The sequence below is a fragment of the Asanoa sp. NPDC050611 genome (assembly GCF_040654855.1).
Lineage (GTDB): Bacteria > Actinomycetota > Actinomycetes > Mycobacteriales > Micromonosporaceae > Asanoa.
This window is the reverse complement of the sequence record NZ_JBFAIU010000001.1, coordinates 75,711-98,540: the sequence shown is the minus strand read 5'-3', so window position 1 is coordinate 98,540 and position 22,830 is coordinate 75,711. Positions and strand designations below refer to the sequence as shown.

Annotated in this window: 16 protein-coding genes and 1 pseudogene; 12 read left to right on the top strand and 5 right to left on the bottom strand. The window is 72.5% G+C overall.

The features are described from left to right. Positions 1 to 80 precede the first annotated feature (80 nt). A pseudogene (locus AB0H87_RS00450) lies at positions 81 to 1,496 on the top strand (dynamin); the annotation flags it as partial. Next, the gene (locus AB0H87_RS00445; RefSeq protein ID WP_360137152.1) at positions 1,493 to 2,965 is read left to right on the top strand and encodes a dynamin family protein; all 1,473 of its coding nucleotides are present in this window, start codon (positions 1,493 to 1,495) and stop codon (positions 2,963 to 2,965) included. The pseudogene AB0H87_RS00450 and the gene AB0H87_RS00445, both read left to right, overlap by 4 nt. A gap of 11 nt (positions 2,966 to 2,976) precedes the next feature. Here the strand turns inward: AB0H87_RS00445 and AB0H87_RS00440 are convergent, their stop codons facing one another. After that, positions 2,977 to 3,522 carry a hypothetical protein gene (locus tag AB0H87_RS00440; protein ID WP_360137149.1) on the bottom strand — a complete coding sequence of 182 codons (546 nt, stop codon included), beginning with the start codon at positions 3,520 to 3,522 and terminating at the stop codon, positions 2,977 to 2,979. 137 nt (positions 3,523 to 3,659) lie between these two features. Here AB0H87_RS00440 and AB0H87_RS00435 point away from each other — a divergent pair, with 137 nt between their 5' ends. The 3 genes from AB0H87_RS00435 (at position 3,660) to AB0H87_RS00425 (ending at position 9,827) form a co-directional block, all read left to right on the top strand. Next, positions 3,660 to 5,696: an Hsp70 family protein gene (locus AB0H87_RS00435; protein WP_360137146.1), complete on the top strand. Its 2,037-nt coding sequence runs from the start codon at positions 3,660 to 3,662 to the stop codon at positions 5,694 to 5,696. 87 nt (positions 5,697 to 5,783) lie between these two features. Then, positions 5,784 to 8,516 (top strand): LuxR family transcriptional regulator, encoded by a 2,733-nt coding sequence (locus AB0H87_RS00430; RefSeq protein WP_360137143.1) that lies wholly within the window; start codon positions 5,784 to 5,786, stop codon positions 8,514 to 8,516. 87 nt (positions 8,517 to 8,603) lie between these two features. Then, positions 8,604 to 9,827, top strand: coding sequence for an EAL domain-containing protein (locus tag AB0H87_RS00425; RefSeq protein ID WP_360137140.1), 1,224 nt, complete (start codon positions 8,604 to 8,606; stop codon positions 9,825 to 9,827). Here AB0H87_RS00425 and AB0H87_RS00420 read toward each other — a convergent pair. Together AB0H87_RS00420 and AB0H87_RS00415 are read right to left on the bottom strand one after the other, a co-directional pair. Then, positions 9,824 to 10,339 carry a GNAT family N-acetyltransferase gene (locus AB0H87_RS00420; protein ID WP_360137137.1) on the bottom strand — a complete coding sequence of 172 codons (516 nt, stop codon included), beginning with the start codon at positions 10,337 to 10,339 and terminating at the stop codon, positions 9,824 to 9,826. The two genes, AB0H87_RS00425 and AB0H87_RS00420, sit on opposite strands and share 4 nt — an antisense overlap. 61 nt (positions 10,340 to 10,400) lie before the next feature. Further along, positions 10,401 to 13,301, bottom strand: coding sequence for a S8 family peptidase (locus AB0H87_RS00415; RefSeq protein WP_360137134.1), 2,901 nt, complete (start codon positions 13,299 to 13,301; stop codon positions 10,401 to 10,403). Between the two features lie 368 nt (positions 13,302 to 13,669). Between AB0H87_RS00415 and AB0H87_RS00410 the strand changes: the two genes are divergently transcribed. From AB0H87_RS00410 to AB0H87_RS00380, 7 genes are all read left to right on the top strand, one after another. Continuing rightward, positions 13,670 to 14,113, top strand: coding sequence for a hypothetical protein (locus AB0H87_RS00410; RefSeq protein ID WP_360137131.1), 444 nt, complete (start codon positions 13,670 to 13,672; stop codon positions 14,111 to 14,113). Further along, positions 14,106 to 14,507 (top strand): hypothetical protein, encoded by a 402-nt coding sequence (locus AB0H87_RS00405; protein WP_360137128.1) that lies wholly within the window; start codon positions 14,106 to 14,108, stop codon positions 14,505 to 14,507. Before AB0H87_RS00410 ends, AB0H87_RS00405 begins: the two co-directional genes overlap by 8 nt. A 55-nt stretch (positions 14,508 to 14,562) precedes the next feature. Next, positions 14,563 to 15,342: an alpha/beta hydrolase-fold protein gene (locus AB0H87_RS00400; RefSeq protein ID WP_360137125.1), complete on the top strand. Its 780-nt coding sequence runs from the start codon at positions 14,563 to 14,565 to the stop codon at positions 15,340 to 15,342. Positions 15,343 to 15,351: 9 nt separating this feature from the next. After that, positions 15,352 to 16,437, top strand: a complete 1,086-nt coding sequence (locus tag AB0H87_RS00395; protein WP_360137122.1) for an alpha/beta hydrolase-fold protein — start codon at positions 15,352 to 15,354, stop codon at positions 16,435 to 16,437. Between the two features lie 3 nt (positions 16,438 to 16,440). Beyond that, a complete protein-coding gene (locus AB0H87_RS00390; RefSeq protein WP_360137119.1) occupies positions 16,441 to 17,187 on the top strand; it encodes an alpha/beta hydrolase-fold protein in 747 nt (248 codons plus the stop codon). A 12-nt stretch (positions 17,188 to 17,199) separates the two neighbouring features. Then, positions 17,200 to 18,435, top strand: a complete 1,236-nt coding sequence (locus AB0H87_RS00385; RefSeq protein ID WP_360137116.1) for a hypothetical protein — start codon at positions 17,200 to 17,202, stop codon at positions 18,433 to 18,435. 129 nt (positions 18,436 to 18,564) lie between these two features. Beyond that, positions 18,565 to 20,508 (top strand): translation factor GTPase family protein, encoded by a 1,944-nt coding sequence (locus AB0H87_RS00380; protein ID WP_360137113.1) that lies wholly within the window; start codon positions 18,565 to 18,567, stop codon positions 20,506 to 20,508. Here AB0H87_RS00380 and AB0H87_RS00375 read toward each other — a convergent pair. Continuing rightward, the gene (locus AB0H87_RS00375) at positions 20,502 to 22,109 is read right to left on the bottom strand and encodes a serine/threonine-protein kinase (RefSeq protein ID WP_360137110.1); all 1,608 of its coding nucleotides are present in this window, start codon (positions 22,107 to 22,109) and stop codon (positions 20,502 to 20,504) included. The genes AB0H87_RS00380 and AB0H87_RS00375 overlap by 7 nt on opposite strands. Positions 22,110 to 22,196: 87 nt before the next feature. Beyond that, positions 22,197 to 22,817 (bottom strand): DUF1345 domain-containing protein, encoded by a 621-nt coding sequence (locus AB0H87_RS00370; protein ID WP_360137107.1) that lies wholly within the window; start codon positions 22,815 to 22,817, stop codon positions 22,197 to 22,199. Positions 22,818 to 22,830: the final 13 nt, after the last annotated feature.

The window sequence follows — 22,830 nt, the reverse complement described above, 5'->3', positions numbered from 1 at the left end:
GGCCACCGAGATCAGGATGTACGCCACGTCGTGCACCGGTGACTCCTCCTCCGCCCAAAAAGGATGCCCGTCCGGCGCGCGTCGACGTGACCGTGCCCCGCAAGATCCTGGCCGGCGGGCTGGTCATGGTCGACACGCCGGGCGTCGGCGGGCTCGGTTCCGCGCACGCCGCGGCCGGGCTGGCCGCGATCTCGGTCGCCGACGCCGTCCTGTTCGTCACCGACGCCGCGCAGGAGCTCACCCGCAGCGAGGTCGAGTTCCTGCGGCAGGCCCGCGAGCTGTGCCCGACGGTGGTCTGCGCGCTCACGAAGATCGACTTCTACCCGGCCTGGCGGCGGATCCGCGACCTCGACGCCGGCCACCTGCGGATGGTCGGCGACCTGCCGCTGCTGCCGGTCTCCTCGCCGCTGCGCACCCGCGCGGTGCGGGCGAACGACCAGCAGCTCAACGTCGAGTCCGGCTTCCCGGACCTGGTGAAGTTCGTGCAGGAGCGGGTCGGCGGCGGCGCCGCGGCCCGGCGGTCCGCCGACGCGGCCGCCGAGGTGCTCGCGGTCTGCGACCAGCTCACCGGCCAGTTCTCGGCCGAGCGGGAGGCCCTGGCCGACCCGGCGAACGCGCAGCGGATCGTCGACGACCTCAACACCGCGAAGCGCCGGGTCGAGGAGCTCAAGACCGCGGCCGCCCGCTGGAGCGTGACGCTCAACGACGGCACCGCTGACCTGACCGCCGACGTCGACTTCGACCTGCGCGACCGGATCCGCAAGATCACCACAGAGGCGGACGACGCGATCGACGAGGTCGACCCGGCCGACATGTGGGCCGAGATGGAGGAGTGGCTGCGCGCCCGCATCTCGTACGACCTGCTGGGCAACTACACCTACCTGCGCCGCCGGGCCGCCGAGCTGAGCGAGCAGGTGGCCGGCCACTTCCACGAGGCATCCGGCGAGGCGGTCGGCCTGCTCAAGGTCTACAACCCGACGCCGATGGTCGAGGAGCGCCCGGTCGAGCACCGCATCGAGCTGGCCAAGATGACCGCCGGCAAGCAGGTGATGGTCGCGCTCAAGAGCGCGTACGGCGGCGCCCTGATGTTCACCATGCTGGGCAGCCTGATGGGCGTCGCGCTGGGCCCGATCGGCATCGGGATCGGCGTGGTGATGGGCCATCGCGGCCTCAAGGACGAGAAGAAACGCCAGCTCGAGAAGCGCCGGGCGCAGGCCAAGAACGCGATGCGCCGGTACTGCGACGAGATCAGCTTCGTGTCCGGCAAGGACAGTCGCGACACGGTGCGCCGGGTGCAGCGCCAGCTCCGCGACCACTACACGCGGCTGGCCGACGAGCTCAACCGGTCCACCGCGACCGCGCTGGCCGCGGCCACCGACACCGCCAAGCGCTCGCAGGCCGACCGGCAGAAACGCCTGAAGGACCTCGACGCCGAGCTGACCAGGCTCGGTCAACTGCGTGAGCGCGCGACCAAACTGGCCAAGGCGGAGAAATGACCTTGGTGGAGCGGACCCGCGCGGCCCTGACCCGGGCCGCGGCCGTCTATCGGGGCAGCGGGTTCGACCAGCGGATCAACGAGGTGCGGGAACGCCTGGACGAGCCGCTGCGCGTGGCGATCGCCGGCCGGGTGAAGTCCGGCAAGTCCACGTTGCTCAACGCGCTCGTCGCCGACCGGCTCGCGCCGACGGACGCGGGCGAGTGCACCCGGATCGTCACCTGGTACCGGGACGGGCACACGTACCGGGTCACCCTGCACCCGCGCTCCGGCGAACCCCGCCAGCTCCGGTTCACCCGCGACGAGGGCGCGATCGAGGTCGACCTCGGCGGCACCAGGCCGGACGACGTGCACTCGCTCGACATCACCTGGCCGTCGCAGGCGCTGCGCCGGGCCACGCTCATCGACACGCCCGGCATCGGCTCCCTCTCGGAGCGGGTCTCCCGCCGCGCCTGGGAGCTGATCGCGCCCGACGACGAGGAGACGCCGGCCGACGCGGTGCTCTACCTGATGCGCCACCTGCACGCCAACGACCTCGAGTTCCTGCACGCGTTCCACGACACCGAGGTGTCCCGGCCGAACCCGGTCAACGCGATCGGCGTGCTGTCCCGGGCCGACGAGATCGGCGTCGGGCGGCTCGACGCGATGGCCTCGGCCCGGCGGATCGCCACCCGGCTGGCCGGCGACGCGAACGTGCGGCGGGTGGTGCAGACGGTCGTACCCGTGGCCGGCCTGCTCGCCGAGACCGCGGTGACGCTGACGGAGACCGAGGTGCGGCACCTGCGCGCGGTGGCCAGCCTGGAGGTCAAGCCGGCCGAGGAGCTGCTGCTGACCGCCGACCGGTTCGTCAACACGCTGCCCGAGCTGGGCCTGACCTCGATCGAGCGCGAGGCGCTGCTGGGCCGGTTCGGGCTCTACGGGATCCGGCTGGCCAGCACCCTGCTCCGCCAGGAGCCGCAGACCACCGCGACGGGGCTGGCCCGGGAGCTGACCGAGCGCAGTGGGCTGACCGACCTGCAGGAGGTGCTCGGCTCGCTGTTCTTCGAGCGCCGCGACGTGCTCAAGGCCCGCTCGGCCCTGCTCGCCCTCGACACCCTGACCCGCACCCGGCCACGCTCCGGCAGCCCCGCGGTGGCGGCCGAGGTCGAGGAGATCGTCGCGTCGGCGCACCCGTTCAACGAGCTGCGGGTGCTGGCCACCCTGCGCGCCGGCTGGCTGGGCGGCAAGCCCGCGGTGGTCGAGGAGCTCGAACGGGTCATCGGGGGTACGGGCACCGCGCCGCACGTCCGCCTCGACCTGCCGCCCGACGCCGGCGCGGGCCAGCTCCGCTCCGCCGCCTCCGAGGCGCTGGTGCGCTGGCAGCGGCGGGCCGAGAACCCGCTGACCGTGCACGAGATGGCGGTCGCGGCGCGGGTGGCGGTGCGTTCCTGCGAGGGCCTGCTGGCCGACCTCAACGGCCGGGCGCGCTGACGATGGCCCGCTCAGCCGTCGAGATCGTCGAGGTCGTCGGCGTCCTCGTCCTCGTCCACCGCGTCGAACTCCTCCGCGCGACCGTCGAAGGCCGCCGGCTCGTCCTGGTAGTCGGGACCCCCGCCGACGGCGACCGGCTCGTCGTCCAGGTCGCCGCCGGGGTCCGCATCGAGGTCGAGGTCCGGGCCCGGCCCGGTGGTGGTGTCGTCGCCCGCGCCGAAGTCCAGCTCGTCGAGGCCGGCGTCGGCCGGCTCCGGCGCGACCAGCGGCGCCGCGTCGTCGAGCTCGGCGTCCGGCTCGACGGGCGCGGTGGCCAGCAGTTCGGCCCAGTCGGCCGGCTCGGCCGGCGCGGACTCGGCGGGGACGCCGCTGTGCGCGGTGACGAACGGCGCCAGGTGCTCGGCGACCTCCGCGGGCGCGGTGCCGGCGAAGCTGACCACGGCCTCGGCCACCAGATCGGGCGGGAGGTCGTGGCCGGCGCCGGCCAGCGCGCCGGCGGCCGCGGACGGGTCACCCACCAGGTCGGTGAGTACGTCCTTGAGCGGTCGCGCGTCCATGTCCTCAACCCTAGGGCGGCACGGGGCGACCTCCGTCGGGGACTTCCCCCTGCCGTACCCCCATGCCGGTCGGCCTTCCGACAGCCACCAGCGCCCCGCTGTGCCATCAAGAACACTCGATCCAGCAACTGCCCACGATGACCGGAGCGACCACGATGTACGCACTCGGCGTTGACCTCGGCACCACCTTCACGGCCGCCGCGACCTGGCGCGCGGGTCATGCGGAGATCGCCGCACTGGGCAGCCGGGCCGCCTCCGTGCCCTCGGTCGTGCTGCTCCGCGAGGACGAGACGTTCCTGACCGGCGAGCCGGCCAACCGGCGCGGGCTGACCGAGCCCCACCGGGTGGCCCGCGAGTTCAAGCGGCGGTTCGGCGACACGACGCCGATCCTGCTCGGCGGCGTGCCGTACTCGGCCGAGGCCCTGATGGGTCGCCTGCTCCGGTGGACGCTCGACGAGGTGGCGACCCGGGAGGGCGGCGCGCCGGACGCGGTCACCGTCTCGCACCCGGCCAACTGGGGTCCCTACAAGACCGACCTGCTGCGCCAGGCCGTGCGGCTGGCGGGCATCGAGCAGCCCGTCGCGTTCATCACCGAGCCCGAGGCCGCGGCCGTGTTCTACGCGAGCCAGCAGCGGATCGACACCGGCTCCGTGGTCGCGGTCTACGACCTGGGCGGCGGCACGTTCGACGCGGCCGTGCTGCGCAAGACGGCGCAGGGCTTCGAGATCCTCGGCCAGCCCGAGGGCATCGAGCGGCTCGGCGGCATCGACTTTGACGCGGCGGTCTTCAACCACGTCGCCCAGGCGCTCGGCGGCAAGCTGGCCGAGCTCGACGAGGACGACCCGACCGCGATCGCCGCGGTGGCCCGGCTGCGCGAGGAGTGCGTGGGGGCCAAGGAGGCGCTCTCCGCGGACACCGACGCCTCCATCCCGGTGCTGCTGCCCAACATCTCCACCGAGGTACGGCTGACCCGCGGCGAGCTGGAGGCGATGGTCCGGCCGGCGCTCTACGGCTCGATCGAGGCGCTGCGCCGCGCGGTCCGCTCGGCCGGCGTCGAACCCGAGCAACTGCACTCGGTGCTGCTGGTCGGCGGCTCGTCCCGGATGCCGATCGTCGCCCAGCTCGTGGCGGCCGAGCTCAACCGGCCGGTGGCGGTCGACGCGCACCCGAAGCACGCGGTCGCCCTCGGTGCCGCCCGGCTGGCGGGCGCGCAGGTGGGCGGCAACGCCCAGGCACCGGACCCGGCGGCGGCGCGCGGCTCGGCCACCGTGGTGATCCACCACCCGCCGACCCGGGCCACGGGCTCGGCGCCGGTGAGCGCGCCGCCGGTCCCCGGGCGTCCGGTGAGCCCGGCGCCGATGCCGAACGCCCCGATCAGCCCTTCGCCGATGCCCAGCGCCCCGGTCAGCCCTTCGCCGGCCCGCCCGACGTCCGGCCCGCCCGCCCGCGCGGCGTCCGGGCCGCCCGTACGCCCGCAGCAGCCCTTCGGTCGTGGCGTCGCCGATCCGGCGGCACCCAGGCCGCGTCCCGACCAGGGTGGCCGCCCGCACCAGGTCCAGTACAACTACGCCGCCACACCGCCACCGGCGCCCGCGCCCGCACCGGCGCCGGGTCGCCCCGGCAGCCGGGCCCTGATCGTCACCGCCGCCGCCGTCGTGGTGCTGGCCCTGGCCGGCGCGGCGGTCTGGGTCAACCGCGACAACCTCGGCCTCGGCGGCGCCGACCCGACGCCGCCGGCGACCAGCGCCGCCGGCCCGACCCAGGCCGCGCTGCCGCCCGCGGAGCAGTGCACCGAAGCGATCAAGGAGAACGCCCGCTGGGTCTGCATCACCGCGGCGTTCGTCGACAGCGAGAAGTTCGTGGTCGAGTACACCGCCGAGTGGAACGGCGCGACCCCGCGCAACGCCGGCGGCTTCCACCTGCACATCTACGGCGGCGACGGCACCAACCCGCCGGCGGAGCGGATGGGCAACCAGTCGGACCAGCCGGGCCGGTTCTATCTCGAGGACAAGCAGCCGTCGGTGCGCTCGGCCAACGGCGGCAACTACCGCGACATCATCGGCGACAACCCCAAGGTCTGCGCCCGGATCTCCGACGCCGCCGACCGGTTGGTCAAGGACACCGAGGGCGGATTTGAAACCGGCAACTGCGTAACCATTCAGGACCGCCGTTAGGTTGCCACCGAAAGTAACGTTTCGCTTTCGCAAAAAAGGCCGGACTGCCGACCGACAGGGCGCGGGACGCAAGGCAGACTCGCTTGCGTGGCAGTTACCCGCGACACGGCGCCGGTTGGCCGGTCCGACGTGCTCGACCAGCTACACGTCCGGCTCAGCGCCGGCGAGAGCGTGGTCGTCTACGGTCCGGCCGGCATCGGCAAGTCGACCGTGCTCGCGGCCTACCCGGCGCTCGCCGGCGACGCGCTGGTGCTGCGCGCCAACGCCGCCGAGGTCGAGTCGGGCCTGCCCTACCTGACGCTCGTCGACCTGTTCGACGGCGTCAGCGGCGACGGGCTGCCGCGCCACCTGCGGGCGGCGTTCGACGGCGCCCTGCTCCGGGGCGCCGCCCCGGTCACCGCGCAGGACCAGCTCGCGGTCCGTCTCGCCACCCTCGAGGTGCTCCGCCGCCTGGCCGCCAACCGCACGGTGCTGCTGCTCGTCGACGACCTGCAGTGGGTCGACCCGCACAGCGCCGGCGTGCTGCGGTTCGTCGCCCGCCGGCTGGGCGGCGCGCGCGTCCGCGTGCTGGGCGCCGAGCGGGTCGAGTCGGCCGGGCCGCTGCACAGCGACCTGTGCCCCGCGCCGGTCACCGAGCTGATGCTCCCGCCGCTGACCGAATACGACACGGCCGACCTGCTCCGCGAGCGGTTCGGGCCGGTGCTGTCCCTGTCGACCATCGCCCGCGTGCACGAGGCGAGCCAGGGCAACCCGCTGCTCGCCGTCGAGCTGGGCCGCACGCTGGTCGCCCGCGGCGGCACGATCGGCGTCGACCAGCCGCTGCCCGTGCCCGAACGGCTCCGCCCGCTGCTCGCCCGGCGGCTGGCCAGCCTGCCCGCGCACAGCGGCCCGGTGCTGCTGCGGGCCGCCGCGGCCGCCCGGCCGACAGTGGCGCTGATCGGCCGCGACGGCGACGCCAAGGCGGGGCTCGACGCCGCGATGCAGGCGGGGCTCGCCACCGTCGGCCCGGACGAGACTGTCCGGTTCGCCCACCCGTTGCTGCGCGAGCTGGTCTACGCCGACGCCACGCCCGCCGCCCGGTCCGCCGCGCACGAACACATCGCCGCGCACACCGACGACTCCGTCGAGCGCGCCCGCCACCTGGCGCTGGCCCGGCCGCACGCCGACGAGGACCTCGCCGCCCAGCTCGCCGAGGCGGCCACCACCGCCCGGATGCGCGGCGCGCCGGCCGTCGCCGCCGATCTCGCCGAGCGGGCCGCCGAGCGGACCCCGACGGCGCTGCGCGGTGTCGCCGCGGCCCGCCGCTACGAGGCCGCCGAGCACGCGCAGGCCGCGGGCCTCACCGCCGACGCGCATCGGCTGGCCACCGCGGCGCTGGCCGGTGCCGACGACCCCGTCGTGCGCGTCGGCGCCCGGCTGCTCATCGTCGACCTCGCCGGCCAGGACCAGTCGGCGGTCGGCCCGGTGATCGACGCGGCGTTCGCCGACGCGGGCGACGACCCCGCGCTGCTCTGCCGGGTGCGGCACTACCGGGCGCTGAAGGCCTACTACGACGGCGACATCGAGTTCGCCGACGCGGACCTCAAGCGGGGCGAGGAGGAGGCCCGCGAGGCCGGCGCCCCGGACCAGCTCGTGTCGCTGCTGGCCAGCCGGTCGTTGATCCGCGGCGCCAACGACCCCGAGAGCGCCAAGCTGCTCAGCGACGTCGCCTCGCTCGCCGCCGACCTGCCGCCGAGCACCGAGAGCGTGCACGCCGCGGCCATCTACGCGCGCGGCCGGGCGTACGCCGGTGACATGGCCGAGTCGACGCGGGTGATCGAGGCCCAGCGCGACGCGGTGCTCCGCTCCGGCACGCTGCGCGACCTGTCGACCGTGCTGCTCGCCTCCGCGTCGATCTACTTCCGCTCGGGGCGCGGCGCCGACGCGCTGCGCGCCGGCCGGGAGGGGATGCGGCTGATCCTCGACATGGAGGCGACCCCCGGGCACGGTCTCGTGGTCGGCGCGCTGGGCGAGACGCTGGCCGGCTCGCCGGCGGTGGCGGCCAGCCTGCTGGTCCAGGCGATCGAGGCCTGCTCCGCGGCCGGCGACGAGGACTGGCTGCGCCTGGCCCGCGCGGCGTACGGCCAGGTGCTGCTCTTCCAGGGCGCGCCGGAGGCGGCGGTGGCGGAGTTCCGCAAAGCGCGCGAGCTCGAGCGCCGGCACGGCCGCAACGACCCGGCGATCTTCCTCTGGCACGCCGACTTCGTCGAGGGGCTGACCGCCGTCGGCGAGCTCGACGAGGCGGCGGAGCTGCTGCGGGAGACCCGGTCGGTGGCGACCGCGCTCCACCGGGACGTCGTCCGCCTCGGACTCGCCCGGGCCGGCGCGCTGCTGCGGGCGGCGGCCGGTGAGCCGCGGGAGGCCGCGGTCGACCTGGCGGAGGCGCTGGCCGAGGCCGGCGGGCACCCGTACCCGATGGAGGTCGCGAAGGCCTGGCACACGCTCGCGACCCTCGAACGGCGCGCGCACCGCCGGGGCGCGGCCCGGTCGGCGCTGGTCGAGGCCGTCGCCGGCTACGCGGCCGTCGGCGCGGCGCCGTGGCTGGCCGCCGCCGAGGCCGAGCTGGCCCGGCTCGACGGCGGGCACGGTCAGGGGTTGTCCGAGACCGAGCGGCGGATCGTCGACCTCGTGCTGGCCGGCGCGACCAACCGGGAGATCGCGCGAGCCACCCACCTCTCGGTCAAGGCGATCGAGGCAAAGCTGACCCGGCTCTACCGGCGGCACGGCGTGCGCAACCGGGCCCAGCTCACCCGCGCGTTGGGTGGTTCTCCCCCGGCTTGACGATTCGCGTGGTCGGCCGGCCAGGGGCTTGTTAGCGTCGCCAGTGCGGGAGGTCTTCAGGCAAAGCACTAGGGAGGCCTGGTCGCGATGGGTGCCGGACCGTCATTAGACGACCAGTTCGAGGCGATCCTCCGGGACCGTGCGGTCTATCCCGTTTTCCAGCCGGTCGTGTCGGTCGCCGACCGCTCCGTGGTGGGCTTCGAGGCGCTGGCCCGCGGCCCGCGGGGGCCCTACGAGTCGGCCGCCGCACTTTTCCACACGGCGGCGCGGCTGGGCCGCCAGGCCGACCTGGACTGGCTCTGCGCGGACGTCGCCGGCGAGCGCTTCATGGCCTCGGCCAGCGCTGACCTGGCGTTGTTCGTCAACCTCGACCCGTACACGCTGCGCGGCCCGTTCCGGCAACGGCTCCTCGACGTGTTCGAGGACCTGATGCGCGAGCGGCAGGTGGTCATCGAGATCACGGAGCGCGCGGTGACGCAGGACCCGCCGGCCCTGATGGACGCCGTCATGCACGCGCGCCGGCTGCGCGGCCGGGTGGCGCTCGACGACGTCGGCGTCGAACCGTCGAGCCTGGCGGCGATGCCGCTGGTCAACCCCGACATCATCAAGATCGACCGGAGTGTGGTGCAGGCCCACTCGCCGGCCTGGGCGGTGTCGCACGTCATCAACGCGGTGCTGCACGAGGCCGCCCGCAGCGGCGCGCAGATCCTCGCCGAGGGCATCGAGGACGAGGAGCACCTGGAGGTGGCCCGCTCCCTCGGTGCGACCCTGGCACAGGGTTACCTGTTCGGCCGGCCGGGCGAGCTGCCCGCGAGGGTGCGCGTCTCGACGCTCGAACTGGCCCGGGTCACGCCGCGCGAGGTCCCGGTGAAGACCCCGTTCGAGATGCTCTCCCGCACCGACCCGGTCAACCCGACCACGGAGCCGTTACTCGCCGCGATGACGGGACACATCGAGAACCAGGCGCTGCACACCGACGACTCGGCCATCCTGGTGGTCAACGTCGGCCACGCGGGCAACCTGGACGACGAGGCGCGGCTGCGCTACGGCTACATAACGGCCCGCGGCATCGAGGTCTACCTGCTGGGCCACGGCGTGCCGCGCGTGCCGAGCGGCCGGGTCCGCGGCGTGCCGCTCGACGCCGGCGACCCGCTCGTCAACGAACGGGCGGCCTTGTTCATCGGCAGCCACTACGCGAGCGGGGTGTTCGCCCGGGAAACCGCCACCGGCTTCGACGCCGGCATCTGCTACGACCGCGAGCGGGTCGTCGAGGCGACCCTGCCGCTGATCCGTCGGCTGGGCCGCGGCTAGAGCGGCTTGTGGTAGACGACGAAGTCGCAGGGGGTGGCCAGGCGCGGTTCGAGGTTCGGGTACGCGATCTCGAACGGATCCCGGCGCACCGGGCGGTAGCCGATGCGGGTGTACCACTCGCGGAGGAACTCCTTGACCGGGTGCGTCCAGTCGCGGGGCACGAGCAGCTCGAGCTGCATCGTGGTGAGCCCCTGCTGCCGGGCCCACCGCTCGGCGAAGGTCACCAGCTCGCGTCCGACGCCGACGCCGCGGTGCGCCGGGTCGGCGGCCAGCATGCCGAACTCGCCCTCGCCGCCGGGCAGGCGTTGGACGCGCACCGCGCCGAGGAGCGCCGTGCCCGCCCGGGCCACGGCCAGCTCGTCCGCCGCGATGACCGACGCGACCTCGGTCTCGTCGGTGCGCTGGGTGCCCGGCAGCCACAGCCCCTTCTCCGCGTCCGCGTAGACCCGGTTGACCAGGTCCGTGACCTCGGTGACGGCCGTGGGGCGGGCGAACGAGATCTCCAGTGCCATGCGGCCCACCGTATCGAAAAGGGCGCCCTCCGCCGGAGGACGCCCTTTCCGCAACCGCGGGTTACGCCACGACCATGAGGTTGGTGCTCCCCAGGGTGGTGGCGCCGTCGGTGTACTCGATGACGCCGAGGTAGCGCTGGCCGGCGGTCAGCCCGTTCCAGGCCGCCGTGACCGTGACGGCGCCGCCGACCGTCACCTGCTGGGTGGGCGGCGTGACCGTCAGGTTGCCGCTGTTGCCCGGCGGCACGACCCAGCTGTTGTGCTTGACCGTGGTCGCACCCGGCGCGGCGAACAGGTCGATGAACACGCGGTACGTGCCCGGCTCCGTGACCGTCACCGACTCCTCCGACGTGCCGCTGGCGCTCTGGCCGGCCGGCGTGAGTGCGCCGTCCGCCCCTTGCCGGTAGACGAAGACGTCGATGTCGGTGCCGGCGGCGTAGTCCGCGTCGAAGGTCGCGAACCTGGCCACCTTGGTGCCGGCGGGCACGTCGACCGTGACCGCGACGGTGTCGCTGGCCGTGGCCGGGGCGTTCGCGTTGAACGACGTGGCCGGGTTCGGCGTCAGGTCCCACTGGTCGACCGTGGCCGCCTGCAGGCCGTGACCCTGCGCGCCGAGCGTGCCCGCGTAGCCGGCCGTGACCGGCAGCGCGGCCTGGCCGCTCGCGCCCGTGCCGCTCGCCTCCAGCGGCACCGCGACCGGCACCGGCCGGACCGCGATCGCGCTGCGCACGTCGTGGCCGAGCAGGTCGCGCCAGCGCAGGGAGCCGAAGGACCATTGCCCGAAGGCTCCGGTGGTACGGGTGACCGTCACCTTGAACGTCTGCTTCTTGCCGGGGAGCAGCGCGATGATCTTCGGTGACACGTCGACCTTGAAGCCGGGCGGCGCCTGCACGGTCGGCAGGTACAGCGCCGGCAGCTTGCTCACGTTGGTCACCGTGCGGGTCAGCGTCTGCTTGCCGGCCAGGTCGCCCACCGCGAGGGTCGGGCTGTTGTAGTCGCTCGGGTCGACGGTGCCGACGCTGTCGCAGACGTCCTGACCACCCGAGGTGAGGTGGACACCGATGCCGCACGAGTACTGCAGCCACTGGGTGATGCCGGAGTCGTAGACCAGGCCCGGTTCGAACGCGTCACCGGCCGCGACCTGGCCGGCGCCCATCTCGAGCGGGTTGGCGTCGGTGCTGTCGGCCTCGTCCTGGATCGGCTTTCCTTCGTTGTCCTTCACACCGGCGGTGGTCATCAGCGCCGACTTGACCATCATCGGGGACCAGTTGGGGTGCTTGGCGAGCAGCAGCGCGCCGATGCCGGCGATGTGCGGGCTGGCCATCGAGGTGCCGCTGTTCGTGTCCCACAGGTTCCCGTTGTGGCTGTCGGGGCCGGTGGCCGCGACCACGTCGACGCCCGGCGCCATGATGTCCGGCTTGAGCAGGTCGCCGCCGCTGGAGTTGCCGGGCCCGCGGCTGGAGAACGTCGCCACGATCGGCGCGCGCACCTTCGCGTTGCTGGCCGCCGAGATCGTCGCGGTCGGGTTGCCACCGGCGGCGATGTACGCCTTGACCGCCGCACCCACGGTCTGGTCGACGTGGATCGACGGCACCGCGTGGTAGTCGGCGTTGAGCGTGTTGGGCGTCGGGTTGAACTGGATCATGCCGACGCCGCCGGCGTTCTTGACCGCGAGGCTCTTGTCGACCCGGTTGTTGTTGCCGCGCTCGCAGAGCACGATCTTGCCGGCGACCTTGGCGGGGTCGAGTTGCGGCGGGGTGCTGACACACTGCGCGGCGAGGAGCTCGGTGCTGCCGGCGGCGCCGCTGGTGCGGGCGTCGACGACCGGCGCGGTCACCGACTGCGGCCCGGTGCCGACGCCGTTGTAGACCTGCCCGTTGCCGAGCGTCAGCGTCTTGGTCGCCGAGCGGTCGTGGGTGCCGGCGGCGACGGTGGTCGTCCACGGCATGCCGTTGTCGACCGTGGACGCCCCCGGGCCGCTGTTGCCGGCCGAGGTCGCGACGAACACACCGGCGTTGGCGGCGTTCAGGAAGGACAGCTCGACGGCGCCGAAGCTGTCGTTGTTGTCGCCGATCGAGTAGTTGATGACGTCCACGCCGTCGGCGACGGCCTGGTCGATCGCGGCGACGATGTCGACGCTGTTGCCGACGGACTGGGTGCCGGCCGCGTTCGCGTACAACACCTTGTAGATCGAGAGACGCGCGGCGGGGGCCATGCCGGAGATGACACCCGCGACGGCACCGTTGATGGTCGCGGTCACGTTGTGGTTGCCACCCGCGGTGCTGGCGGTGTGCGAGCCGTGCCCGTAGTAGTCACGCGGTGAGTCGAACTCGCCCGGGTTGGCCTTGGAGATGTTGTTGGACGCGTACCAGCGTGCGCCGATCACCTTGTTGTTGCAGCTCACGGGCCGTTCGATGCCCGGGTCACAGGTGCCGTTCCACTTGGCGTCGATGACCTTCTGGTCCTTGCGCGGGGTCGGCAGCGGCCCGAAGCTCGGGTTCTCCGGCCAGAAGCCGGAGTCGATGACACCGATGATGATGCCCTCGCCGGCCCGCTCGGGCTTGCCGAACTCCTTGCGCCAGGCGCCATCGCGCCCGTCGAGCCCGACGAACTCGGGCGTCGTGAAGGTCTCACCGTGTACGAGCTCGTTCTTCCACACCTTGGCGACGCCCGGGGTCCGCTTGAGCCGCTCGGCCTCGACGGCGGTCAGCTCGACGGAGAACCCGGCGAACACGAGCGTGTAGTCGTGGGTGACCTTGGTGGCGGCGACCCCGGCGCGTTCGAGCACACGGTCCCGGCTCGCGGCCAGATGCTGGCGGTAGGCCCGCACATTCTTGCTGGCGCTGTCGAGCTTGGCACCGGCGGCGGCGCGGGTGGGCGCCAGCCCGGCGACACCACCGTTGTAGGTGGCGGCGGGCGCATCGGTGGTCTGCACGATGTATGTCTGGGTGGGCGCGCTCACCGGCGCCGCACCTGGTGCGGCTTTCGCGGGCGCACTGGTCAAGGTGAACGCGGACAGGGTCGCCGCAGCGACCAGCGCAGCAGCCGAGCGACGCCGCCCGGCACGAGGGATGCCCAACATGGACGGCAGACTATGGTCCGCATAGACGCGTGCTGAACCCTCAAAGCTCCCGATGAGGGTCAGGTGAAGGGTTGATTAGAGGGACAACCCGCATCGGCCCCGCCGACGACCTGCCGGTCCCGACGCAGCAGCATAGGTCTATATCCCGGCCCAGCCAAGGTTCCGGCCGGAAGATCTTCCCCCCGTTGTCCACAGGGCTCGCGGTTCGCGGCCCGCATCAATAACCTCCGATACACAGGAGGTTGGCGATGGGCCGCGGCACGGGGCGACTGATCCGCAAGGCACTCGCGTTTCTCCGGAAGCCCCCCAAGCGGTCTGCGCGACGCCCGTCGTTGCCCAAACCGGCGGGGCCATTCGCGGCTCGCCCGATCACACGCGACCGGCACGGTTTCGTCAGCGACGGAAGATATCGCGTCAATTCGAAGAAGAACCTTGAGCACACCCACGGGCAAGGGCCGCCAGGCAAGAGCACGTTCTACCCTGGCACCGACGTCGACCGCTTGACGTTGGATGCCGCGCAGCGTGCCGACCATGCCGATCTTTGGGACACACCTAAGGGCGGGAAGGCGAAGGTGCGCTTTGCCGGCGACATCGGGACTCATCACAAGACCGGACAGCCCACGAACGTGGTGAACGTCTACCGCCGACGGTCGGGGACCATTCACGCAGCACCAGGGAGTCGTCTTGATTGACCTTGATCCCGCCTTGCGGCGGTGGCCCGACGGAGCGCCGGCCGGGTGGGGCGAGGACCAGGCCGTGTCGGTCGCGGAGGACGTCGCGGCCGCGCGGTCGATGCGGGTCCAGTGGGAACCCGGTGACGAAGAATGGGTCTTCGTCGTGGCAGCGGACGCCGTGGCTCAGGTCAGCAAGTTCTTCCCCCTCGCGCTCGTTGTCGGCGACGACCTCGCGCAGGTCTTCGGAGCGCGCCAACCGCAGGTCGAGGTCGTCGTGGTCAGCGACCTAGACGCCGAGGAACTGCGGGGATCACCCGACGTCCTGCGGCGGACGGTGCTCAGCCGAGGCTGGAGCGACGAGTTCGACCCTGAGCGGTTCAGCGCGCTCGACCTGTTCCTGGAAAGCGTCTGAGGCGCGCATAACGGAGGCCCCGAGCCGGCGTTGATCAGGTGTGCGACGTCGGGCGTTGATCAATGCTGCCATTCTCACCGCGGCCGGGGCCGCCACCGCCGCGGTCAGTGGGCTGGCGATCGCCGGGACCGAGGCGCAAGCCGGGGACGAGCGGCTCGAGGAGAGAGAGTCCAAGACCCGGGGCAAGGCCGTCGACTTCTACACCGCCGTGCCCACCGGGTACGGCGACGGCAAAGGCCTACCCGTCTGTCTCGTCCTGCACGGCGAGTCCAGGCGTCCCCGCCACTACCGCAGCCTCGGGTTCGGGCGCGCGCTCACCCGCGCCGTCCAGAAGGGAGCGCCGCCGTTCGTGCTCGCGGGCGCCGATGGGTCGCGGCTCGGTTGGCGGCCGCACAGCGGAGACGATCCGCAGCGGATGGTCTACGAGGAGGTGCCCGACTGGTGCGCCGAGCGCGGCTTCGACATCGCCCGGCTCGCCGTCTGGGGCTGGTCCGCCGGTGGCGCCGGCGCGCTGCGGCTCGCGCAGACCTTCCGCGGCTTCGTCAAGGCCACCGCCGCCTTCTCGCCCGCCGTCGCGCCCGGTGACGACGTCTTCGAGCGCGTCGGTCGGCTCCGCGCACAGCCGATCGGGCTCTGGTGCGGGCTCGACGACCGCCTCCTCGAGGACGTCCAGGCCCTGCAGCTGAAGTTGCCCATGCCGCCGATCGCCGGGCACTACAGCGACGGCGGGCACGACATGGACTACTGGAAGTCCGTCATGCCGGAAGCTTTCCGGTTCGTCGGAGAGATGCTGACGAGGCCGAGTCAACTGCCGAGCAAGAGTCCCAGCCGTTAATCTTCACCGATGGGATGGGTCGACGGCCGGCTGACGTTCCGCTACGCCGATCCGCGGCACGAGCTGGCCGGCGTACGCCTGGCGCAGCATGCCGGCATGCCCGCGGACCAGTTGGATTTCGACTACCGCGACCACGCCTGGTTCCTCGACACCGCCGCGCCGCAAGCCTGGCGGCTGGAGTACCAACTGCACCTCCGCCACCTCGACGGGCGCGAGGAGTGGGTCAACGACCCGGAGAACCCGGCCCGGGTCGGCGGCGCGTTCGGTGACAAGTCGGTGCTGCACCGCGCCGACTACGTCGAGCCCGTCTGGCTGGACCTGCCGGGCGCCCTCGGCACGTGGCGGGAGTTCAGCGTGCCCGCACCTACGCTCGACGCCGACATCGCCGTGCGCACCTGGTCGCCGCCGGGCGCGGGTGAGCGCGTGCTGATCGCACACGACGGCCCGGAGTTCGACAAGCTCGCCGACCTCGGCCACTACGCCGCGGCGATGGTCGGCTCGGGCTCGCTGCCGCCGTTCCACCTCGTGCTGCTCGCGCCGGGCAGTCGCGACGACTGGTACTCGGCCAACAACGCCTACATGGCCGCGCTCACCGGGCCCGTCCTGGAGAGGATCAGGAAAGAGCTGGGCTTCACCGGCAAGGTCACCGGGATGGGCGCGAGCCTCGGTGGCCTCGCCATGCTGCACGCCCAGCGCCGCGCGCCCGCCGCGTTCGCGGGGCTCTTCCTGCAGTCGGGCAGTTTCTTCCGGCCCCGGCTCGACCCGCAGGAGTCCGGCTTCCGGTACTTCCAGCGGATCACCCGGTTCACCGGACCCGTGGTGGCGTCGGCGTTCGCGGCTCATCCCGTGCCGACTCTGCTCACCTGTGGCACCGTCGAGGAGAACCTCGCCAACAACCGGGAGATGGCGGACGCGTTGGCCCGCACGGGCTATCCGGCGGAGCTGGTCGAGGTGCCCGACGGGCACCACTTCACCGCCTGGCGGGACGCGTTCGACCCGCATCTGACCCGGTTGCTGGCCCGGTCGTGGGGCGAGACGTCGTGGAGCCTGGGCTCGTGGGGCCCGGGGGCGTGGGGTGGCGCAACGGAGGTCTGACACGTGCGGGAGCACTGGGTGGAGCTGTTCTCACCGGCCATCGGCACGGCCGGTTCCGTGGTCCGCTACGGCCATTACGGCCGCCCGGTCCTGGTGTTCCCGTCCGAGCAGGGCAAGGCCGGCGACTTCGCCGCCAACGGCATGGTGGGCGCCGTGGCCGACCTGATCGACGCGGGGCGCGTGAAGCTGTTCTGCGTCGACTCGTACGACGCGGCCTCGTGGGCGGCCCGCGACCTGCCGCTGGAGGAACGAGCCAAGCGGCACGGCGCGTTCGAGTCGTGGATCGTCGACCAGGTGGTGCCGTTCATCCACGACGAACACGGCGGCCAGGGCGCGGACATCGCCGTCACCGGCTGCTCGATGGGCGCCTTCCACGCGCTCAACTTCGCCTGCAAGCGCGCCGACCTGTTCCCGCTCGCCATGTGCTTCTCGGGCAACTACGACCCGGCCGCCTGGCACGGCTGGGGCGAGCGCGGCGACGCGAGCTACTTCAACAGCCCCGCCGACTATCTCGGCAACCTGCACGGCGACCACCTCGACTGGCTGCGCTCGCGGTTGTCCGTGCTGTTGGTCTGCGGGCAGGGGCAATGGGAGGACACGACCGGAGCCCTGAACTCGACGCGGCGGGTGGCCGGCCTGCTCGCCGAGAAGGGGATCCGGCACGAGCTGGACCTGTGGGGCTACGACGTGCCGCACGACTGGCCGTCGTGGCGCGCGCAGTGGGCACATCATCTGCCACGGTTTTGTTGAGGGAGGCGGCACGTGGCCGACGTCGAACACATCATCGGGATGCTGCTGGGTACGGAGGACGACTGGCCGCGCGCCTACGAGGCGCTGGTCGACCGGCTCGGGCCGGTGGTCGACGGCTCGGGGCGCAAGCACCGGCTGAAGACCGCCCGGGTCACCATCGAGCCGTTCAACCTGCGCGACAAGCCACGCCACTCGCTGGTCATCGACCGGCTCGCATACTGGTACTACCACCCCCGCGAGTGGCTCAAGAAAGTGTCCATGATGGACGACGTCTACCTGCTGAACAGCCCGTTCACGTTCCAGTCCATGGAGAAGCACGCGGCCTACTGCGCGATGATGCGGCTCGGGCTCAAGGTGCCGGACACCGTGCTCGTGCCGTACAAGCATCCGCTGGAGAACTCGCGGTGGGCCTACACCGCGGCCCGCTACAACCAGTCGTTCGACCTCGACGAGGTGGCGTCCGACCTGGGCTATCCCCTGTTCATGAAGCCGTACGACGGCGGTGCCTGGGTCGGTGTCTCGAAGATCCGGGACAGCGCCGAGCTGCACGCCGCCTACGACGCGTCCGGCGAGCGCCTCATGCACCTGCAGCAGTCCGTCGAGGACTACGACGTGTTCAGCCGGTCGCTGTCGATCGGTCCCGAGACGATGGTGATGAAGTTCCGACCGGAACTTCCGATGCATGACCGGTACGCCGTCGAGCACGGCTTCCTGGACGCCGACACGGGCGACGAGGTGGTCACCATCTCCCGTCTGGTCAACGCGTTCTTCGGCTGGGAGTTCAACTCGTGCGAGTCGCTGGTCCGCGGGTCCGAGGTGTTCCCGATCGACTACGCCAACGCCTGCCCGGACGTGGCGCTGACCTCGCTGCACTACTACTTCCCGTGGGCGATGAAAGCGCTGCTGCGGTGGACCACGTTCTGCGTCGTGACCGACAGACGGTTCCAGGTGGACCTGAACACCCGGCGGTACTTCGAGGTCGCGGACCGCACCGACCTCTCGTACCAGGAGAAGCTGGCCCGATATCGGAAGTTCGCCGACGAATATTTCGACACCGAAAGGTATGCCGACTTCTGCGCGTCCCGGCTCTCCCACGTCGACGAGATGGTCTACGACTGGGTCCGGTCGCCCGACTTCGACGCTCTCCTCGTCGACACCGTCCGCGCCACCTATCCCGAGCACGAGCACGAGCGGTTCCTGGCCCACTTCCGGGGCCTGACCGGCGCCTGGGTCGCCGACCAGGGATAAATCAGTAGGAGCGACCCGCCCGGCGTGCGAGGCTGGGCGGGTCAGCCGCACCCGACGACAGGAGCGAGGCAATGCGAGGCATCGAAGACTTCCGCCCATCCGCGCGAGTTTTCGAGGACGCCTCCGCCTATGCACACCGTCAACATCGGGATTCTGGCGCACGTCGACGCCGGTAAGACCAGCCTGACCGAGCGCCTGCTGTTCGACACCGGGGTCATCGACCGGCTCGGCAGTGTCGACTCCGGCACCACACAGACCGATACCGGCGAGATCGAGCGCCGGCGCGGCATCACGATCCGCTCCGCCGTGACCGCCCTCCGCGTCGGCGACCGGCAGGTCAACCTCATCGACACACCAGGGCACCGCGACTTCATGGCCGAGGTCGAGCGGGCCCTCGGCGTGCTCGACGGCGCGGTCCTCGTGCTCTCCGCGGTCGAGGGCGTGCAGCCGCACACGCGGTTGCTCATGCGCACCTGCCGGGCGATGCGCCTGCCCACGCTGCTCTTCGTCAACAAGATCGACCGCGTCGGCGCCCGTGACACCGCCCTCCTGGCCGACATCCGCCGGCTGCTCACCCCGGCGATCGCGCCGCTGGGCAGGGCCCGCGCGATCGGCACGGCGGCCGCAAGCTTCACGGCGTACGAGGCGAGCGACGACTGGCTCCCCGTGCTCGCCGAGCACGACGACGCGCTGCTGGCCGCCTACGTCGAGGACCGCCCGCCACCGCCGGCCACCCTGCGGGCCGCGCTGCGCGCCCAGACCGCAGCCGGGCACGTGCATCCGCTGCTGTTCGGCTCGGCCCTCTCCGGCAGCGGCGTCCCGGAACTCCTCGACGCGATCGCCGACCTGCTGCCGCCGGCGCCGCCCGCCGAGCCCGCACCCCGGGCGCGGGTCTTCGCGATCACCCGCGGCCCGGGCGGGGCGAAGGTCGCGTACGCCCGCTCGTACGGCGGATCGTTGGCCGCCCGCCAACGGGTGCCGGTGTTCCGCCGCACCGCCGACGGCCGGGTCGAGACGCACCGCGCCCAGCTCACCGGCGTCACGGTGATCGGCGACCCGCAGGCACCGGCGCTGACCGCCGGCTACATCGCCGCGCTGAGCGGGCTCGCCGGAGTGCGGATCGGCGATCAGATCGGCTCGGCCGCCGGCCTCGACACCGGCGCCCACTTCCCACGGCCGGGCCTGGAGACGGTGGTCCGGCGCCGCGACGGCGGCCCGGCGGCCGACCTGCACACCGCCCTGCTCCGGATGACCGACGAGGACCCGCTGATCCACACGCGGGTGACGGCGGCCGGCGAGACGGCCGTCCTGCTCTACGGCGAGGTGCAGAAGGAGGTGATCGCGGCGACGCTGGCCGGGTCGTACGGCATCGCGGTCGAGTTCACCCCGACCCAACTGGTCCACCTCGAACGCCCGACCGGCGTCGGCAGCGCCCTGGAGGTGATCGGCAACGGCTTCTTCGGCACGGTCGGCCTGCGCGTCGAGCCCGGCCGGGGCATCGAGTACGACCTGGCCGTCGAGCTGGGATCCCTGCCGCTGGCGTACCACAAGGCGATCGAGGATTCGGTCGTCCGCGCCCTGGAACAGGGCCTCTACGGCTGGCCGGTCACGGACGTCCGGGTCACGCTGACCCACAGCGGCTACTGGTCACCGATCACGGTGGCCGGCGACTTCCGCGACCTGACCCCCCACGTCCTGCTGCGGGCCCTCGCCGCGGCCGGGACCCGGGTCTTCGAGCCGTGCCACCGCTTCGAGGCGGACGTCCCGGCCGCGGCCCTGGGCCCGGTCACGGGTGGCTTGGCCCACCTCGGCGGCCGCGTCGACGAGACGGCACCGGTCGGCGACACGTGGCGGATCACCGGCTCGATCCCGGCCCGCGCGGTCGCCGACGCCCAGCGCCGCCTGCCCGACCTGACCAACGGCGAAGGCCTCTGGACGTCCGCCCCGGCGGGCGACCGCCCGGTCGCGGGCCGCCCACCGCGCCGGGACCGCACCGACGGCAACCCGCTGGACCGCGTCGAGTACACCCGGTGGCTGGCCCAGCGGGACCTGGCCACGAGCGGCGGTCAGTAGGCGAACTCCGCGCTCTTCGCCTCGCCAGGGATCGTGGTGCCGTCGTCGTCGTAGACCCGCCAGCTCTGCACCAGGACGTACCGCTTGCCGCGCGGCGGGCTGAACTCGGCCGGTCCACAGGTCCGCTCGGACATCTCCGCGGCGAACCGCAGGCCCCTGCAGGTGTGCGGCTTGCCGACCTGGTTGCCGGCGGTGTCCTTGAGCGTCAGCGTGATGTCGGCGATCACCCGCTTCGAGCGCAGCGCCCCGGACGCCCGGACGCCCGGGCCGGTCGCGAAGCAGGTGTTGGAGAACGCCGGCTGGAGGAACTTCCACTGGAATCCGGTGCACCGCGACTGCCCGTACGCCGTCGGCCGGGGTGCGACCTTCCCCTCCCGCTGCTCCGGCGGGTCCTTCCGGGCCGGCGCGGGCTTGGCGATGCGATTGGCGGCCAACCCGGCGGCCGCGGTCTGCGCCGGACCGCCGCCACGGCCCGACTTGGAGTTCTTGCCCCTGGCCGACGGCGAGGGTGACGACGACGGCCGGTTCGCTTCGGCCTCGCCGCTGTTGCCCGGGCCCGGCCACTCGAAGGCCACCAGCGCGACGGCGATGAGCACGAACGAGGTGACCACGGTGGTGATCGCGTGCCAGGCCGGCACGCGGCGGCGCTGGGTCGGGATCCGCGGCCGGGTGGTGTGCATCGTCTGCGTCGGCAGCCGGGGGCGCCGGGGCAGCGCGGGCGCCGCGCCCAGCCGCACCGCCGCCATGCGCAGGGCGTCGCCGAGCACCGCCGCCTCGGGCCGGCGCCTCGGGTTGCTGTCCACACAGGACCCGATCAGCCGCCAGAGCACGTCCGGGATGCCGGGGTTGCGGCGCGGCCGGGTCTCCACGTGCCGGCGGAACACCGATTTCGGTGTGTGCCCGGCGTACGGAGGCCGGCCGGTGAGTAGTTCGTAGAGCACCATGCCGAACGCGTACACGTCGGAGTTCGGTGACGGCCGGGCGCCGCTGATGACCTCCGGCGACAGGTAGTTGGGCGTTCCGAGCAGCGCCCCGGTGGTGGTCAGCTGGGGCGCGTCCACCACGCGGGAGATACCGAAGTCGGTCAGCCTCACCCGCGGCTCGCGGTGCAGCGCGTCCGGGGCGCCGACCAGGATGTTGTCGGGCTTGAGGTCGCGGTGCACGACACCGAGCCGGTGCGCGTGCGCGAGGCCGTCGGCGACCGCGGCCATGACCGTCGCGGCCTCGGCGGGCGTCAGCGGGCCGCGGTCGCGGAGCACCGTCCGCATGCTGCCGCCGGGCACGAGCTCCATCACCAGGCCGAGCGAGTCTCCGATGGTGAGCAGCTCGCGGACGGTCACGATGTGCTCGTGCTCCAGGGCGGCGAGGATCGCGCGTTCCTGCACGAACCGCGTCACGGCCTTGGGTTGCAGCACGAGCTCCGGATGGAGCAGCTTGATCGCGACCTGCTCGCCGCTGGCCTGGCTGCGAGCCCGCCACACGGTGCCGCCGGCGCCGGCGCCGATCCGCTCGATCAACTCGTAACAGCCGCCGACCACGCGTGCGCAGGGCTTTCCCGGCGCGGGGACAGGTTCGGGCGTCTCGGGGGGTTCTGACGTCACTGAACAGTCATACTCGTCTAATACTCGATATGCCGGAACACACCCGAAAAGCCCGAATGGAATCCCCTGAACGGAGGACAGGGTCGGCTAGCCGGTGATGATGTTGACCGCGATGGCCAGCACGATGGCGTTGTAGAAGAAGCTGATCACGCTGTGCACCATCACGTGGTAGCGCACGGTCCGCCCCTGCACCTCCACGTCGGACGCCGCGAACGAGACGCCGACCGTCACCGCGAAGTACAGAAAGTCGATCAGCCGGGGGTACGGGCACTTCGGGAAGCGCCAGCCGGACCACTGCATGTAGAAGCGGGCGTACCCGACCTGCAGCAGCAGCCACGCGCAGAACGTCACGAAGGCGCCGAGCCCCTGCACGAGACCGCTGAAGTCGCTGTTCTCGTCGACCGCGAGCACGTCGAGCGAAGCGCCGAGCCCGGTGATGCTGGCCGCGGCGGTGAAGAAGAAGCTGAACCGGCGACCCATCAGCCGCGCGTTGACCCCGGTGATCGGCGGCGGCGGCACGTGCGGGTCGGCCAGCCGCTCCCGGCGGATCCAGAGCGTGCCGACCAACAGGTAGGCGAACGCGAGCAGGCCCCAGAACAGCAGGAACAGCACGACGACGGGTTCGCTCTCGCTGCCCGCGATGGTGAACAGCAGGCCGCCGACCGCGAGAATCATCTCGACCAGGCGCGCGATCAGCGTGCCGGCCACTCCCACGAATCGG